Source organism: Pararhizobium sp. P1_E7 (genome assembly GCF_056405855.1).
On record NZ_JBFUBH010000001.1, the window covers coordinates 104,271 to 117,576 of the forward strand.

The window sequence follows — 13,306 nt, forward strand, 5'->3', positions numbered from 1 at the left end:
ATGCGTCCGCTTGCCGTGATCGGAAACGTCAATGTCGACCTGATCCTCGGGCCGGCCGAGCCCTGGCCGAAGGCCGGCACGGAGATCATCGTCGACCACGATGAATTGCGGGTCGGCGGCTCGGCCGGCAATTCCGCCCTTGCGTGGAAGGCGCTCGGGGTCGATTTCGACATTGCCGCCAATACCGGCACCGACGAGTTCGGCCGCTGGCTGCGCGAATCCTTTGGCCTTCAGGCGGAAAAATGGCCGGTCCGGCCGGAAGGCACGACGCTGTCTGTCGGCATCACCCATCCCGATGGCGAGCGGACGTTTTTCACCACGCGCGGTCACCTGCCGCGATTTTCGCTCGATTGCGTGTTCGCCGCCCTCGATGGCGCTCGCCTGTCTGGCGGCTACACGCTGCTGTGCGGTTCCTTCCTGACCGACGATCTGACGGCGGATTACCCCCATTTGTTCGATTGGGCCGACCGTCACGGCATCACGCTGGCGCTCGATACCGGCTGGCCGCTCGATGGTTGGACCGAGAAAAACCGCCAGGCGGCGCGCGACTGGCTTTCCCGCTGCGGCTGCGCGCTCCTGAACGAGGTGGAATCGACGACGCTCTCCGGCCTTGCCGATCCCGCAGAAGCAGCCCGTGAACTCAAGCGCCATATGCCGCAGGACGCCATCGTGGTGGTCAAGCGCGGTCCGGCCGGCGCGCTCGCCATCGATGCCGACGGCAGGCTCGTTTCCGCGACGGCGCCAAGCGTCAAGGTCGTCGATACCATTGGTGCTGGCGATGTTTTCAACGCGGCCTTTCTGGCGGCACTTGCTGATCAAAAGCCGCTCGCCGATTGCCTGGCGGCAGGGACCGCCGTCGCTTCACGCGCCATTTCCACGCTTCCCCGCAACTATGGCGGCCCGTTGGTGGCCGCGACCGGAGAGACCGCACCATGAGCGCGCTCGAAATTGAAAATATCCGCAAGACCTATGGGGCGTTCGAAACGCTGAAGGGCATCGATATTTCGCTGGAAAGCGGCGAGTTCCTGGTGCTTCTGGGATCATCGGGCTGTGGCAAGTCGACCCTGCTCAACATTATCGCCGGCCTTGCCGAGGCCTCGGGCGGCGATATCCGGATCGGCGGACGTTCGATCCTCGGCGTGCATCCCAAAGACCGCGATATCGCCATGGTCTTCCAGTCCTATGCGCTCTATCCGAACCTCTCGGTTCACCGCAATATCGGTTTCGGGCTGGAGATGCGCAAGGTGCCGGTTGCCGAGCGGGAAAAGGCCGTCCAGGAAACGGCCAAGCTGCTGCAGATCGAGAATTTGCTGGATCGCAAGCCGGGCCAGCTGTCCGGCGGCCAGCGCCAGCGGGTGGCGATTGGCCGGGCGCTGGTGCGCAAGCCGCAGGTCTTCCTGTTCGACGAACCGCTGTCCAATCTTGATGCCAAACTGCGCATGGAGACACGCACCGAGCTGAAGCGGCTGCACCAGATGCTCGGCACCACGATCGTTTACGTCACCCATGACCAGATCGAGGCAATGACGCTGGCGACGCGTATTGCTGTCATGCGCAACGGCCGGATCGAGCAGCTCGGCACGCCGGAAGAGGTCTATGACCATCCGGCCACCCTTTATGTTGCCGGTTTCGTCGGCTCGCCGCCGATGAATGTGCTGGATGGCGTGGTAACGGGCGAGGGCGTTCAACTGGACGGATCGGACGCCGTCATCGCCTTGCCGGCCCGGCTCAAACATGCGGTGGCTGCCGGACGACGGGTCAAGCTGGGTGTTCGTCCGGAAGCGCTTCGCCTGGCGGGGCAGGAAATCGAACATCCGGTGCTTAATGTCGAGATCGAGGTTGTCGAACTGACCGGCCCGGAACTGGTGGTGACGGGCAGGGCCAGTGGACAGCGGGTGACCGCCTGCCTGCCGCCGCGTACCAAGCTGGCGGTCGGTATGAAACAGGCTTTTGGCTTTGACGAGGATGCGCTGCATCTCTTCGATGCGCAGACGGAACTGGCGCTCGGCTGACCGGGCTCGGGTAGTATTCGGCTTGGGGCCTTGGTTGCGGATTTGAGCAGGTTGCCGCCCTTCGGGCTAATGTTCTTCAACAGCTACAAGCGCCTCGGATACGGGTTCCATAGGCGCTGTTGGCCGCTTTATTTGCCGCGAGGCGCGCATTCGGGTGCGGCGACACGAATGGGACGTGTTCCGACCGGAGCGCCGGTCGCGCGGTCGATGGTGACGGGATCGATCTCCGTTCCGGTCTCGGCGTCGAAGAAACGGGTCACTTCACCCCCGCCGCGGTGCTTGCGTCCCCACGCGCCGATTGCAAACAGAACCGGCAGAAAGTCACGGCCGGCTTCCGTCAGCACATATTCGTCCCGTGGCGGACGGTCGGAATAGCGGTGTTTCTCCAACAGCCCATCCTCGGTCAGTGACGAAAGCCGCCCCGTCAGCATCGTCGGCGCAATACCGAGGCTCTTGCGAAAGTCATCGAAGCGGGTCAGCCCCGCATGGGCGTCGCGCATGATCAGCATGCTCCAAGCATCTCCCACAAGTGCAAGGCTCCGCGCGATCAGGCACGGCTGGTTCGAAAGATTTTTCATGTCGATATCTTTTTAGTAGTGACTTGATACGTATTTGATAGTAACTGATTGCTCATCGATGTTCCATGATAAAATGAAAGCGGAAACCGATGAGCAAGACAGAACGCGGCATCGCCCTGGTCACGGGTGCTTCCTCCGGCATCGGGCTGGCGACGGCCCAAGCGTTGCGGCGCGACGGCTACGGTGTCTTCGGCACCAGCCGCAAGCCGATGCCCGATACCATGGAGGGTATCACGATGCTGATCTGCGACGTGATCGACGATGCATCCGTGCAGAGCGCCGTGGACGAGGTTCTAAGCCGCGCCGGACGGATCGATCTTCTCGTCAACAATGCCGGGATCGGGCTGCTCGGCGGCGCTGAGGAGTCCACGACGGATCAGGCGAAGGCCGTGTTCGACGTGAACGTATTCGGGACCATCCGCATGACAAATGCGGTGCTGCCCGTGATGAGACGGCAGCGTCGAGGCCGGATCGTCAACCTCAGTTCCATACTCGGGCTGATACCCGCTCCCTATAACGCTCTCTACGCATCGACCAAGCACGCCATCGAAGGCTATTCGGAGTCTCTCGACCATGAAGTGCGAACGCAGGGTATCCGCATCGTGCTTGTCGAACCCGGCGTAACCCGCACGTCCTTCGAAGAGAACATCACGCGACCGGACCGGCCGCTTGCCGTCTACGATGCGGTTCGCGCCGACGCGGAGAAGTTGATGCGAGAGATCGTCGCGAAGGGCGATGCACCCGAGGTGGTCGCCGACGCCGTCGTGGCGGCCGCCAATGCGGCATCGCCAAGGAGACGCTACACCGCCGGAAAAGCTGCAGGACAAGTTCATTTCATGCGCCGCTTCCTGCCAGAATCCTTCGTCGACAAGAACCTTCGGAAATTTAGCAGGCTTCCCGATTGAGTCTGCATCACAGCATTGCCGGCGCTGCCGGCTCACCACGGAAACGAAAGTCAGTCCGATGAAGGCATTCCTGATCGATCGCTACAAGAAGGGCGGCGCTCTGCGGCTTGGCGAAAGTCCCGCGCCGGAGTTGCGTGAGAACGACGTCATGGTCGAGATTCATGCCGCCGGCGTGAACCTGCTGGACAGCAAGATCAGGGATGGAGAGTTCAAGCTCATCCTGCCCTATCGCCTCCCGCTGGTGCTGGGCAACGATGTCGCGGGCGTCGTGGTCCGGGTCGGGGCCAATGTTCGGCGATTCAAGCCCGGCGACGCGGTCTATGCACGTCCAGCGCAGGATCGCATCGGGACATTCGCAGAGTATATCGCCATGGACGAGGCCGATGTCGCGATCAAGCCGAACAATCTGACCATGGAAGAGGCGGCATCCATTCCGCTTGTCGCCCTGACGGCATGGCAGGTGCTTGTCGAGCGAGCCAACCTGCAGAAGGGGCAGAAGGTTCTGATCCATGCCGGCTCGGGCGGTGTGGGCACGATCGCGATCCAGCTTGCCAAGCATCTCGGGGCTTATGTGGCCACGACCACGAGCGCGGCAAATATCGTTCTTGTGAAAAGTCTCGGGGCAGACGTCGTGGTCGACTACAAGAAGGATGATTTCGAGAAGGTGCTGCAGGGTTACGACGTCGTGCTGAACAGCCTCGGCAAGGACACGCTTGAGAAATCCCTTACTGTGCTGAAGCCGGGCGGCAAGCTGATCTCGATTTCCGGCCCGCCCGATCCGGATTTCGCGAGGCAGAGCGGCTCCGGCTGGTTGCTCCAACAGGTCATGCGCCTGCTGAGTTCCGGCATCAGGGGAAAATCGAAACGCCGAGGGATCAACTATTCGTTTCTGTTCATGACAGCGAACGGCGGACAGCTCGGAAAGATCACCTCGCTGATCGAAGCGGGAGATCTGCGCCCGGTGATGGACCGTATCTTCCCGTTCAAGAGGACCAGCGAGGCACTGGCCTATGTCGAAACAGGTCGTGCAAAGGGGAAGGTCGTCGTTACAGTGAAGTGACGCCCGCGCCTCATTTGGCCCAAGGCCGAAGTCAAAGTCTTCGGCTCGTGGCGTTTACCAGGAAACGGTTCGCCCGTCGAAAGCGTGGAAGCTGCCGCTGTCTGCCAGGGTTGCTGTGTCGATGATCCGGCGCAACCCGGCAGCACTGTCCGCGACCGGAACGACGGCCTCATCGCCGCCCATGTCGGTTTTTACCCAACCGGGGTGCAGCGACAGCACAGTCATGCCATCGGCGCGCAGGTCCTGGGCGAGCTTGACGGTTGCCATGTTCATTGCTGCCTTCGAGCAGCGATAGGCATAGTCGCCATCGTCATCATCCAGCGTGCCCTCGGCGATCGAGCCGGCGCGGCTGCTGATATTGGCGACGATTTTTTGGCTGCCGGCCAAGAGATTGGGCAGCAAGGCGCGTGTGACCAGCAGAGGCCCAAGCGTGTTGATGCGCATGACGTTGAGGAAGTCGTCCGGCTCCAGCGTCGCAAGTCCGCCGGTATCGCCACGGATACCGGCATTGTTGATCAAGACGTCGACCGCCACACCGTCAAGACGGTATGCGAGATCAAGGATGGAGGCCGGGTCGGCAACGTCAAGCGTCTCCGGCACGATGCCGTCCCCAACCGGCGATGTGGCGGCGCGGCCGCAGGCGATGACGCGCCAGCCGGCCGCCGCATATTGGTGCGCCATCTCGCGGCCAAGGCCGCGAGATGCACCGGTGATCAGCACCGTCGGGAGCAGGGGCTGGCTGTCTCTACCGGCCAAGGCCAGCGCTCCTTGCCGGCTCGGCATGGCTCTGTGCGGCGATCCGGCCGTAGATTTCGCCGGAATACTTGATGGTCCGCACCTGCGTTTCGAAATCGACATGGGTGATGCCGAACGGCGTCGTGTAACCATAGGCCCATTCGAAATTGTCGGTCAGCGTCCAGGCGAAATAACCCTTGACCGGAACACCTTCGCTGGCGGCTTTGGCGACCTGTTCGAGATGGTCGACATAGTAGGTGGCGCGCAGGTCGTCCCAGACATGACCGTCAGCCGAAACGGTTTCGGGCGCGGTGGCGACGCCGTTTTCGGAAATGAAGATTTCCTTCGGGGCATAGTTTTCGTGCACATAGTGCAGGATGTCGTAGATGCAGCGCGGCCAGATCTCGTAATTGACCTCGGAGTAGGTGCCTTCCGGCTGGATGCGCTGGAAGTTCAAGGGTGCGAGTTCCGTGCCCTCGGCCATGACCGAGCGGCGATAGATGTTGACGCCGAGATAGTCGACCGGTGCCGCGATGATGGCGTTGTCTTCCGCGTGGATCGGCGGCAAGAGGTCGCCGTAGAGGTCGAGCATGTCCTGCGGATAGCTGCCCTTGAAGACGGCATCGAGGAACCAGCGGTTCTGGGCGCCGTCGAAACGCCTGGCGGCCGCGACGTCGCGCGGGTCGTCCGTCGCGGGCTCGGTCACATTGAGATCGAAGACGATGCCGACGGCGGCATCCGGCACTTCGGAGCGGATGACGGGAACGGCGAGACCATGTGCCAGGAGGGCATGATGGCTGGCGGTGACGCCGCCCTTGGTGCCGTCATGCAGGCCGGGTGCGTCTTCGCCGCTCGCATGTCCCGACCAGCAGAATGTCCAGGGTTCGTTGAGCGTCGTCCATTTCTTCACCCGGTCGCCAAACGCGCGCGCTGCTACGGCGGCATAGTCGGCGAAATGCTGCGCCGTCTGGCGATTGTACCAGCCGCCGCGATCCTGCAGCGCCTGCGGCAGGTCCCAGTGGTAGAGCGTCGCATAGGGTGAGATGCCGGCGGCAAGCAGATCGTCGATCAGGCGGTCGTAGAAAGCGATACCCTTCTGGTTGACGGTGCCGGTGCCTTCCGGAATGAGGCGCCCCCAGGCAAACGAAAACCGGTAGGCGCCAAGCCCGATGGCTTTCAGGACAGCGATATCCTCGCCCCAGCGATGATAGTGATCGCAGGCGATGTCGCCGCTGGTGGCGTCGGTGATGACCCCGGGCACCTTGCAGAACCGGTCCCAGATGCTTTCGCCCTTGCCGTCGGCTGAAGGCGCGCCTTCGATCTGGTAGGCGGAGGTGGCGGCGCCGAAGACGAAGCCCTGCGGCAGGACGAGGCCTGAAGCGCGTGTTTCAAGGATCTTGCGGTCGTTAGCGATGTTTGACGTCATATTTTCTCTCGATGGTGTTGACGAGGCTCGCTGCGGCAAGCGTCAGGAAGATGTAGAAGATGGCAGCGGAGTTGTAGGGAGCGAACGGCAGGAAGCTTGCCGACTGGAACTCGCGCATGCGTTGGGTGATGTCGCGGATCGACAGGATGGACAGGAGCGAGGTGTCCTTGAGAATGGCGATCAGCTCGTTGCCGAGCGGCGGGATGATGATCCGGAACGCCTGCGGCAGGACGACGAGACGGGCCGTCTGCCAGCGGTTGAGGCCGATGCTGTAGGCGGCTTCAACCTGGCCTGCCGGAATGGCGTTGATACCCGAGCGGAAGATTTCGGCGAGATAGGCCGAATAGGCAACCGCCATGGCAAAGATGCCGCGCACAAGGTTTGGCGGATCGACGACGCCCTGGGTCGCATCCTTCAGCGCGCCACTGAGCGGCAGGCCGACATAGAGCACGATCACCAGCATCGGGATGCCGCGGATGGTATCGACGATGAATTCCGAACCGATCGCCAAGGGATGCCGGCGGTGCAGATAACCGCCGAAGGTGAGCAGCCCCAAGATGATCGCCAGCACCGCCATGGTGATGCCCGCCGACCGGTCATGATCGTTCAGCGTTTCCACCTGCCAGAGAACCGGCCAGCCGGCCGGAACCGATGCCGCGGGCAGGAGGGCAGCGCTGACATCCTCTTTCTTCTCAAGGGCAGCGATCGCCTCAGCCGGACCAAGGAAGGTTCTGACCGGCGTTTCGGTGCCCGGTCCGCCCGGATACTGGCCATAGCGGACGGCGCCGATCAGCGACGACGGCGTGTTGCTGATGATTGCGGCCTTGCCGCTGAGCGTGCCTGCAAGCACATAGCTGTCGCGCGGCTGCAGCAGGAACCAGCTCGATGCGATGGCGAGGAGAAGTGTTGCTGCCATGAAGTACAGGCCGGTCCGCTTTGCATAATGCAACTGCAAGAGCCCGACCCAGATCAGCCCCATGATGGCGGCAAGCACATAGGCGGCAAGTGCTGCGCGGATGGTGGTGGCAACGCCTGCGGCAAAGGCGATATGGGCAAAGAAGAAGACGAAGAGTGCGCCTGCACCGTTGGTGAGGCCGAGAACCCAGCGGCCGGCGCGGCGCAGGCGGTTGTCGGCAGTGGCGCGCAGCGTGGCAAGGAAAATGCCAAGGCCGAGCAGCGTCAGCCCGAGATAGGCGGGATAGAGCACGGCTTCGACACCGCGCACCATGATATCCGCAGCCTCCGTCAACTGCCGGGGCGTCACGCCTTTGGCAACGAGGGGTGAGGTGAAGGGATCGACGGCATTGGCGGCGATCGATGCGGCGAAGGGATGGACAGCGCCACTGGCAACAATGGTCACGGCTGCCACGAGATTGAGGGCGGCTGAGGCAAGGGCCAGCTGAGGCTGGTTTGCCTTGGTGCGCGAAAAGACCAGCACGGCGATGCCGGACGAAAAGGCGATCGCCAGCGCCAGAAAGCCCGGTACGAAGGCGGACGAGCCGTTTTCGACGCCAAGAATGGCGCGAAGCGAGCGCTGGTAGTCTGCCGAGGACGTGAAGAGATAGATGATGAAGGGCAGCGCGGTCAGAATGATGAGATTGCTGGGCCGCACGCGTTTCAGGAATGACATTCATTCCTCCGCAGGTTCGGGAACATTCGAAAGACGATATTCCCGGAACGCATGGGAGCGCTCCGGGATATCGCAACGTCAAAGGCCTACTTGAGGCCCCAGTACTTGCCGATCAGCTGGTCGAGCGTGCCGTCGTCCTTGATCGTCTTCAGGCCTTCGTTGAAGGCGGCGATGTTGGCGTCGTCCTTGCGGAAGACCAGGCCGAGCGGATCGGACTGCAGGTCCTTGATGGCGACAACCAGTTCACCGGCGAACTCGCGCTCATAGGCAGCGGCATTGGCGCCGTTGATGACGACACCGTCGACATCCTTGTTCTTCAGCGCGATGACGGAGGCTGAGAAGCTGTCATAGGCGATGACGTTTTCCTTGCCGACAATGCCTTCGGCAACCTGCGCGTCCGTCGTGTTGGCCTGAGCCGAGAGCTTCTTGCCCTGCGTCTTGAAATCGTCGAGCGAAATGCCCTGATCGGCAACGCGCATCAGCACGGCCTGGCTGTTGACGATGTAGGGGTCGGAAAAGTCCATTGCCTTCTTGCGTTCGTCGGTGATCGAGACACCGGAGGCGACGAGGTCGAAGCTGCCCTGATCGAGCGCTGCGAAGATGCCGTCCCAGCCGGTGGTGACGAATTCCGCCTGGCAGTTGATCTTGGCGCAGATGGCGTTGACCACATCGACATCGAAACCGACGATCTGGCCGCTGGCCGGATCGACGCTTTCCATTGGCGGCGAGGTGGTGTCGGAGCCGACCTTCACCAGCTTGCCGCCGAGATCGGCCGCATGGGAGACGCCGGCTGCAAGAGCAGTCATGGCAAGGGCAATCAGCAATGTCTTCACGTTCATTCCTCCGTTTGTGAATGGATGTCAGGCCGGGCGCGCGCCGAGATTGTCGGGCTGCCTTTCGATCAATGTTGGCCTGAAAACCTGCCGCAGCATCTGCGGATCTTCGCCCGCCATGCGCTGCAACAGGAATTGTCCGAGCGTCCTCCCCAGGACTTCGATGGGTTGGTAGAAAGTGGTGATCGGCGGGGTGAAATAGGCACTGACGTTGATATCGTCATAGGCGATGACATCGATGTCGGTGCCGACCTGCCGCCCGAGGCTGCCAAGCCCCGACAGGACGCCGAGCGTCGTGGATTCGTTGATGCAGATGAAGGCCGTCGGCGGTTCTGGCCGCTGCAAGAGGTCGATGGCGCTCTCGCGGCCGAAGCGGGTGGACAGATCGCCCTCGGCGATGAGATCGGCTGGCGTCTCGAGCTCCGCTTCACTGAAGGCGCGGGTAAAACCGTCGATCCTGTCCATGGCGTAGGAGAGGGGGCGTTGCGGATTGATCAGCGCGATGCGCCGGTGGCCGCCGGCAATCAGCCGCTTGGTTGCGGAAAAGGCTGCCCATTCGTTGTCGATATCGACATGGGCATAGACCAGCGGCTTGCGGCAACGGCCGAGCGAGACGAAGGGAAAACCGCTTTCGACGAGAAGATCGATGCGTGGATCGTCTGCCAGGATACCCGAAAAAATGATGCCGTCGGCAAGGCCCTGATCGATGATCCGGCGCGCGATTTCGCAGCCATCCTCAGTATCGCGAATGACATGCACGGAGATCCGGTAGTCGGAACCATCAAGCGCCTGGCTGATGCCGCTCAAAATCTGGGTATATTCGACACCGTCCCATTCATAGTCCCGCACCGCCGTGACCGGCATCAAGACGGCCGCCTGGTAGGTCTTGCCGGTTCTCAGCGCCATGCCGCGGGCATTGGCCTGATAGCCGATTTCCTGTGCCGCCTTGAAGATCGCGTCCTTGGTGGCCTGAGCCACGACGGGAGAATCCCTGAGCGCCTTGGAGATGGTGGCGATGGAATAGCCGGTGAGATCGGCCAGCGTCTTGATGGTCGGCGGCGTGCGGCGCGCCGAGGCTTCAATCTCCACCATGCCTTGCCTCCCTGGCTGTATTCCCGATGAGGGACTCGTAACAGACAATAAAAACGATTTCAACGAAAATAAAAACGTTTTTATTGTGCGTTGCGTCGCGAGCAGGCATGTGCGCTTGCCGGTGGAAAGGAGGGCGTCTGGGGACAAACAGCGCAAGGCGTCGGGGCGGTTGCAAATCGATGCGGCGGCACTGGTTCCCAACGGCGGTGCTATGTTCTAGAACCGCATCCGATGAAGATCGCTTTCTATAGTCCGCTCAAATCCCCCAATCATCCCGTCCCCTCCGGCGACCGCCTGATGGCGCGCCTGCTGATGGCGGCCTTGGTCAGGGCGGGGCATCAGGTGGAGATCGCCTCGGAGTTGCGGGCTTTCCTGCCGGATGCTTCGGTTGATGCGGTGGAGGTACGGTCTGCAGCGGCGGACGCTGAGCGGGCGCGGCTTTCGGCGCGGTGGCTGGAGTGCGGTGCGCCGGACGTGTGGTTTTGCTACCACCCCTATTACAAGGCGCCCGACCTGATCGGGCCATCGCTCGCCCGAGAATTCAACCTGGGTTACGTGACGGCGGAGGCCTCCTATTCCGCGCGGCGCAATACCGGGCTATGGGCAAGGATGCAGCAGGATGTGCTGGAAACGGTGCAGCAGGCATCTGTGAATATCTGCTTCACGCAGCGCGATCTTGACGGGCTTGCAGCCGCGGCGCCCGGCGCGCGGTTTGCCGTTCTACCGCCTTTCATCGACCCGGCACTGTTTCGAGACAGGCAACCGATGCCGGAACCCGGCCGGTTGATCACCGTGGCGATGATGCGGTCGGGCGACAAGATGGACAGCTACGTCATGCTGGCCGATGCCCTGTCGCGGCTGACCCATCTACCGTGGCAATTGTCTGTCGTTGGCGACGGTACGCGTGCCGCTGAGGTGCGGTCGCTGTTTTCAGGCTTCGACAAGGACCGGATCCTCTGGCACGGTGAACAGCCGGCTGCCGGGATCGCCGATCTTTTGTCGCGCTCGGCGCTCTATGTCTGGCCCGGCTGCGGTGAGGCCTATGGTCTGGCTTACCTTGAGGCACAGGCGGCCGGTTTGCCTGTCGTCGCGCAAGAGATCGCCGGCGTGCCGGAGGTGGTGGTGCACGGGAAAACGGGCCTTTTGACACCGCCGGGCGACATTGATGCCTATGCGCAGGCGATCGAACGGGTGTTGACGGACGATGGTGAGCGTATGGCGCTTGCCCGCGCGGCAAGGCCGTTTGCGTGCGAGCACCGTTCGCTCGACCAAGCGTCGGCGCGGCTCAGCACTATTCTCGACGAATATCTCAAGCGGGCACGACATGATGGATGATTTCGAAACAGTGATTTCAGGCGAACTGGATCGCTGGCAACAGGCAGGCAAGATCGCGCAGTTCTGGTTGCGGGATGACGACGCCGTCGAGCCGACCGCGCCGCTCGACCGGTTGCTGGACATATCGGCCACATTTTCCGTGCCGCTGACGCTGGCAGTCATTCCGGCCCACACCGGCGAGGCACTTGCCGAAAGGTTGCGGCGGGAACCATTGTGTTCCGTCACTATCCACGGTTGGACGCACCGGAACCATGCAGGCCCTGATGAAAAGAAGCAGGAGCTTGGCCGGCACCGCCCGGCTGCCGACGTGCTTGCCGACTTGAAACAGGGGTTTGATCGCCTCGCCGGACTGCACGGGGAACGGTTCGTGCCGATGCTCGTGCCGCCCTGGAACCGGATCGATGCCGGGCTTGTGCCGCATCTGGCTTCACTGGGCTATCAGGCGTTGTCGGTCTACGGTCCGGAAAAGCCGGCTGCCCTGCCGCTGATCAATACGCATGTGGATGTCATGGACTGGCACGGAACCCGCGGTGGACGTGATCCGCAGGCGCTGGCCGTCGAGATCGCGGCGCGTTTGAGGCACATGTTCGACAATGGCGGAACGATGGGGCTTTTAACGCATCATCTGGTCCATGACGCCGCGGTCTGGGACTTTATGAGCGCCTTGTTTGAGGTGACCGCGCGTCATCCAGCCTGCCGCTGGACCTCGGTTGCGGATATCCTGTCGGAGCGGTGAGCTCTATTTTTCTCAGAGGTCGATCACCTGACCGTCGCGGGCGGTGAAGGCGCCGCCGAAATCCCGCTCGGCAAGCCGTTGGATGGCATCGAGTTCGCTGTCGGTGCGCAGCGGCGAATGATGGATGAAGCCGACCTGCTTGGCCTTTGCAGCCTTGGCAAGCCGTATGGCCTGCTGCCAGGTGGAATGGCCATAGCCGACATGCCGCTGCATCTCCTCGTCGGTATACATGCAATCGTAGAGGAAGAGATCGGCGCCATCGATCAGGTCGAGAACGGCGGGATCGAGCGTGCCCGGTTTATGCTCGGTATCGGTAATCAGAGCGACGGCGCGGCCGCCCCATTCGACCCGGTAACCGATCGCGCCGCCGGGATGGTTGAGGCTGCCGGTCCTGATCGCCACGCCCGGATAGGGGTCAAGCACATCGCCGGAGCGGAAGTCGCGGCAGTTGATCGAGGCGCGGCAGATGTCTGGTTCGACGGGAAACCACGGCGGACGCATGAACTCGCCGATCATCTGGCGGGTGGACATGCGCCCGGCCAGATGCCCGGACCACAAGGTCACCGATGCGTGCGGATCGAACAGCGCCGGCAGATAGGGCAGGCCGACGATATGATCGTAATGGCAGTGGGTGAAAAACAGATTGAAATCGGAGGCGCCTTCGGACTTCAGCACCTGGCCGGCGGGCATCAAGCCGGAGCCTGCGTCAAACAATAGCCTGTGAGGGCCGCATTGCATCTCGATGCAGATGGTGTTGCCGCCATAATTCTGGAACTCGGCCCCCGAGACCGGGAGGCTGCCGCGCACACCCCATAACCGCACCCGAAACACGTTTTCGTTCACTCTCTTGCCTCAGTCACGAAAAGCTACTTTTGCCTTTCCGTCTGCACCCGTCCCACTTAACTCTTAAGGTCGTCTTTTGGTCGTGCCTAGTTAACCAAGCCGTATTTCCATCATGTTAGCT

The 13,306-nt window shown here is 62.1% G+C and carries 13 protein-coding genes; 6 read left to right on the plus strand and 7 right to left on the minus strand.

The features are described 5' to 3' along the window. Positions 1–936, plus strand: a complete 936-nt coding sequence (locus AC1D17_RS00475; protein ID WP_477563473.1) for a PfkB family carbohydrate kinase — start codon at positions 1–3, stop codon at positions 934–936. Further along, on the plus strand, positions 933–2,012 hold the full coding sequence (locus tag AC1D17_RS00480; protein ID WP_477563474.1) for an ABC transporter ATP-binding protein: 1,080 nt from the start codon (positions 933–935) through the stop codon (positions 2,010–2,012). The genes AC1D17_RS00475 and AC1D17_RS00480 overlap by 4 nt, the downstream gene beginning before the upstream one ends. A gap of 128 nt (positions 2,013–2,140) precedes the next feature. Here the strand turns inward: AC1D17_RS00480 and AC1D17_RS00485 are convergent, their stop codons facing one another. After that, complete coding sequence (locus tag AC1D17_RS00485) at positions 2,141–2,590, minus strand: winged helix-turn-helix transcriptional regulator (RefSeq protein WP_477563475.1); 450 nt, start codon at positions 2,588–2,590, stop codon at positions 2,141–2,143. A gap of 89 nt (positions 2,591–2,679) precedes the next feature. Here AC1D17_RS00485 and AC1D17_RS00490 point away from each other — a divergent pair, with 89 nt between their 5' ends. Together AC1D17_RS00490 and AC1D17_RS00495 are read left to right on the plus strand one after the other, a co-directional pair. Beyond that, the gene (locus AC1D17_RS00490) at positions 2,680–3,495 is read left to right on the plus strand and encodes an oxidoreductase (RefSeq protein ID WP_477563476.1); all 816 of its coding nucleotides are present in this window, start codon (positions 2,680–2,682) and stop codon (positions 3,493–3,495) included. Between the two features lie 58 nt (positions 3,496–3,553). Then, the gene (locus AC1D17_RS00495; RefSeq protein WP_477563477.1) at positions 3,554–4,555 is read left to right on the plus strand and encodes an NADP-dependent oxidoreductase; all 1,002 of its coding nucleotides are present in this window, start codon (positions 3,554–3,556) and stop codon (positions 4,553–4,555) included. Between the two features lie 54 nt (positions 4,556–4,609). On the opposite strand, the gene AC1D17_RS00500 is transcribed toward AC1D17_RS00495, so the two are convergent. From AC1D17_RS00500 to AC1D17_RS00520, 5 genes are all read right to left on the minus strand, one after another. Next, the gene (locus AC1D17_RS00500; RefSeq protein WP_477563839.1) at positions 4,610–5,275 is read right to left on the minus strand and encodes an SDR family oxidoreductase; all 666 of its coding nucleotides are present in this window, start codon (positions 5,273–5,275) and stop codon (positions 4,610–4,612) included. Positions 5,276–5,300: 25 nt separating this feature from the next. Next, positions 5,301–6,716 (minus strand): GH1 family beta-glucosidase, encoded by a 1,416-nt coding sequence (locus AC1D17_RS00505; protein ID WP_477563478.1) that lies wholly within the window; start codon positions 6,714–6,716, stop codon positions 5,301–5,303. After that, positions 6,697–8,346, minus strand: a complete 1,650-nt coding sequence (locus AC1D17_RS00510; RefSeq protein ID WP_477563479.1) for an amino acid ABC transporter permease — start codon at positions 8,344–8,346, stop codon at positions 6,697–6,699. The genes AC1D17_RS00505 and AC1D17_RS00510 overlap by 20 nt, the downstream gene beginning before the upstream one ends. An 86-nt stretch (positions 8,347–8,432) precedes the next feature. Further along, positions 8,433–9,179 carry a transporter substrate-binding domain-containing protein gene (locus tag AC1D17_RS00515; RefSeq protein WP_477563480.1) on the minus strand — a complete coding sequence of 249 codons (747 nt, stop codon included), beginning with the start codon at positions 9,177–9,179 and terminating at the stop codon, positions 8,433–8,435. A gap of 27 nt (positions 9,180–9,206) precedes the next feature. Further along, on the minus strand, positions 9,207–10,271 hold the full coding sequence (locus AC1D17_RS00520) for a LacI family transcriptional regulator (RefSeq protein ID WP_477563481.1): 1,065 nt from the start codon (positions 10,269–10,271) through the stop codon (positions 9,207–9,209). Positions 10,272–10,502: 231 nt separating this feature from the next. Between AC1D17_RS00520 and AC1D17_RS00525 the strand changes: the two genes are divergently transcribed. Both AC1D17_RS00525 and AC1D17_RS00530 read left to right on the plus strand, forming a co-directional pair. After that, the gene (locus tag AC1D17_RS00525) at positions 10,503–11,606 is read left to right on the plus strand and encodes a glycosyltransferase family 4 protein (protein ID WP_477563482.1); all 1,104 of its coding nucleotides are present in this window, start codon (positions 10,503–10,505) and stop codon (positions 11,604–11,606) included. Further along, the gene (locus AC1D17_RS00530) at positions 11,599–12,342 is read left to right on the plus strand and encodes a polysaccharide deacetylase family protein (RefSeq protein ID WP_477563840.1); all 744 of its coding nucleotides are present in this window, start codon (positions 11,599–11,601) and stop codon (positions 12,340–12,342) included. Before AC1D17_RS00525 ends, AC1D17_RS00530 begins: the two co-directional genes overlap by 8 nt. 12 nt (positions 12,343–12,354) lie before the next feature. Here AC1D17_RS00530 and AC1D17_RS00535 read toward each other — a convergent pair whose 3' ends face one another. After that, a complete protein-coding gene (locus tag AC1D17_RS00535; protein ID WP_477563483.1) occupies positions 12,355–13,185 on the minus strand; it encodes an MBL fold metallo-hydrolase in 831 nt (276 codons plus the stop codon). Positions 13,186–13,306 lie beyond the last annotated feature (121 nt).

Excerpts from the sequence above, each read along its gene's own strand:
- AC1D17_RS00475 (WP_477563473.1), top strand. The coding sequence starts at position 1 with ATGCGTCCGCTTGCCGTGATCGGAAACGTCAATGTCGACCTGATCCTC.
- AC1D17_RS00480 (WP_477563474.1), top strand. The coding sequence starts at position 933 with ATGAGCGCGCTCGAAATTGAAAATATCCGCAAGACCTATGGGGCGTTC.
- AC1D17_RS00485 (WP_477563475.1), bottom strand. The coding sequence starts at position 2,590 with ATGAAAAATCTTTCGAACCAGCCGTGCCTGATCGCGCGGAGCCTTGCA.
- AC1D17_RS00490 (WP_477563476.1), top strand. The coding sequence starts at position 2,680 with ATGAGCAAGACAGAACGCGGCATCGCCCTGGTCACGGGTGCTTCCTCC.
- AC1D17_RS00495 (WP_477563477.1), top strand. The coding sequence starts at position 3,554 with ATGAAGGCATTCCTGATCGATCGCTACAAGAAGGGCGGCGCTCTGCGG.
- AC1D17_RS00505 (WP_477563478.1), bottom strand. The coding sequence starts at position 6,716 with ATGACGTCAAACATCGCTAACGACCGCAAGATCCTTGAAACACGCGCT.
- AC1D17_RS00510 (WP_477563479.1), bottom strand. The coding sequence starts at position 8,346 with ATGTCATTCCTGAAACGCGTGCGGCCCAGCAATCTCATCATTCTGACC.
- AC1D17_RS00520 (WP_477563481.1), bottom strand. The coding sequence starts at position 10,271 with ATGGTGGAGATTGAAGCCTCGGCGCGCCGCACGCCGCCGACCATCAAG.
- AC1D17_RS00525 (WP_477563482.1), top strand. The coding sequence starts at position 10,503 with ATGAAGATCGCTTTCTATAGTCCGCTCAAATCCCCCAATCATCCCGTC.
- AC1D17_RS00530 (WP_477563840.1), top strand. The coding sequence starts at position 11,599 with ATGGATGATTTCGAAACAGTGATTTCAGGCGAACTGGATCGCTGGCAA.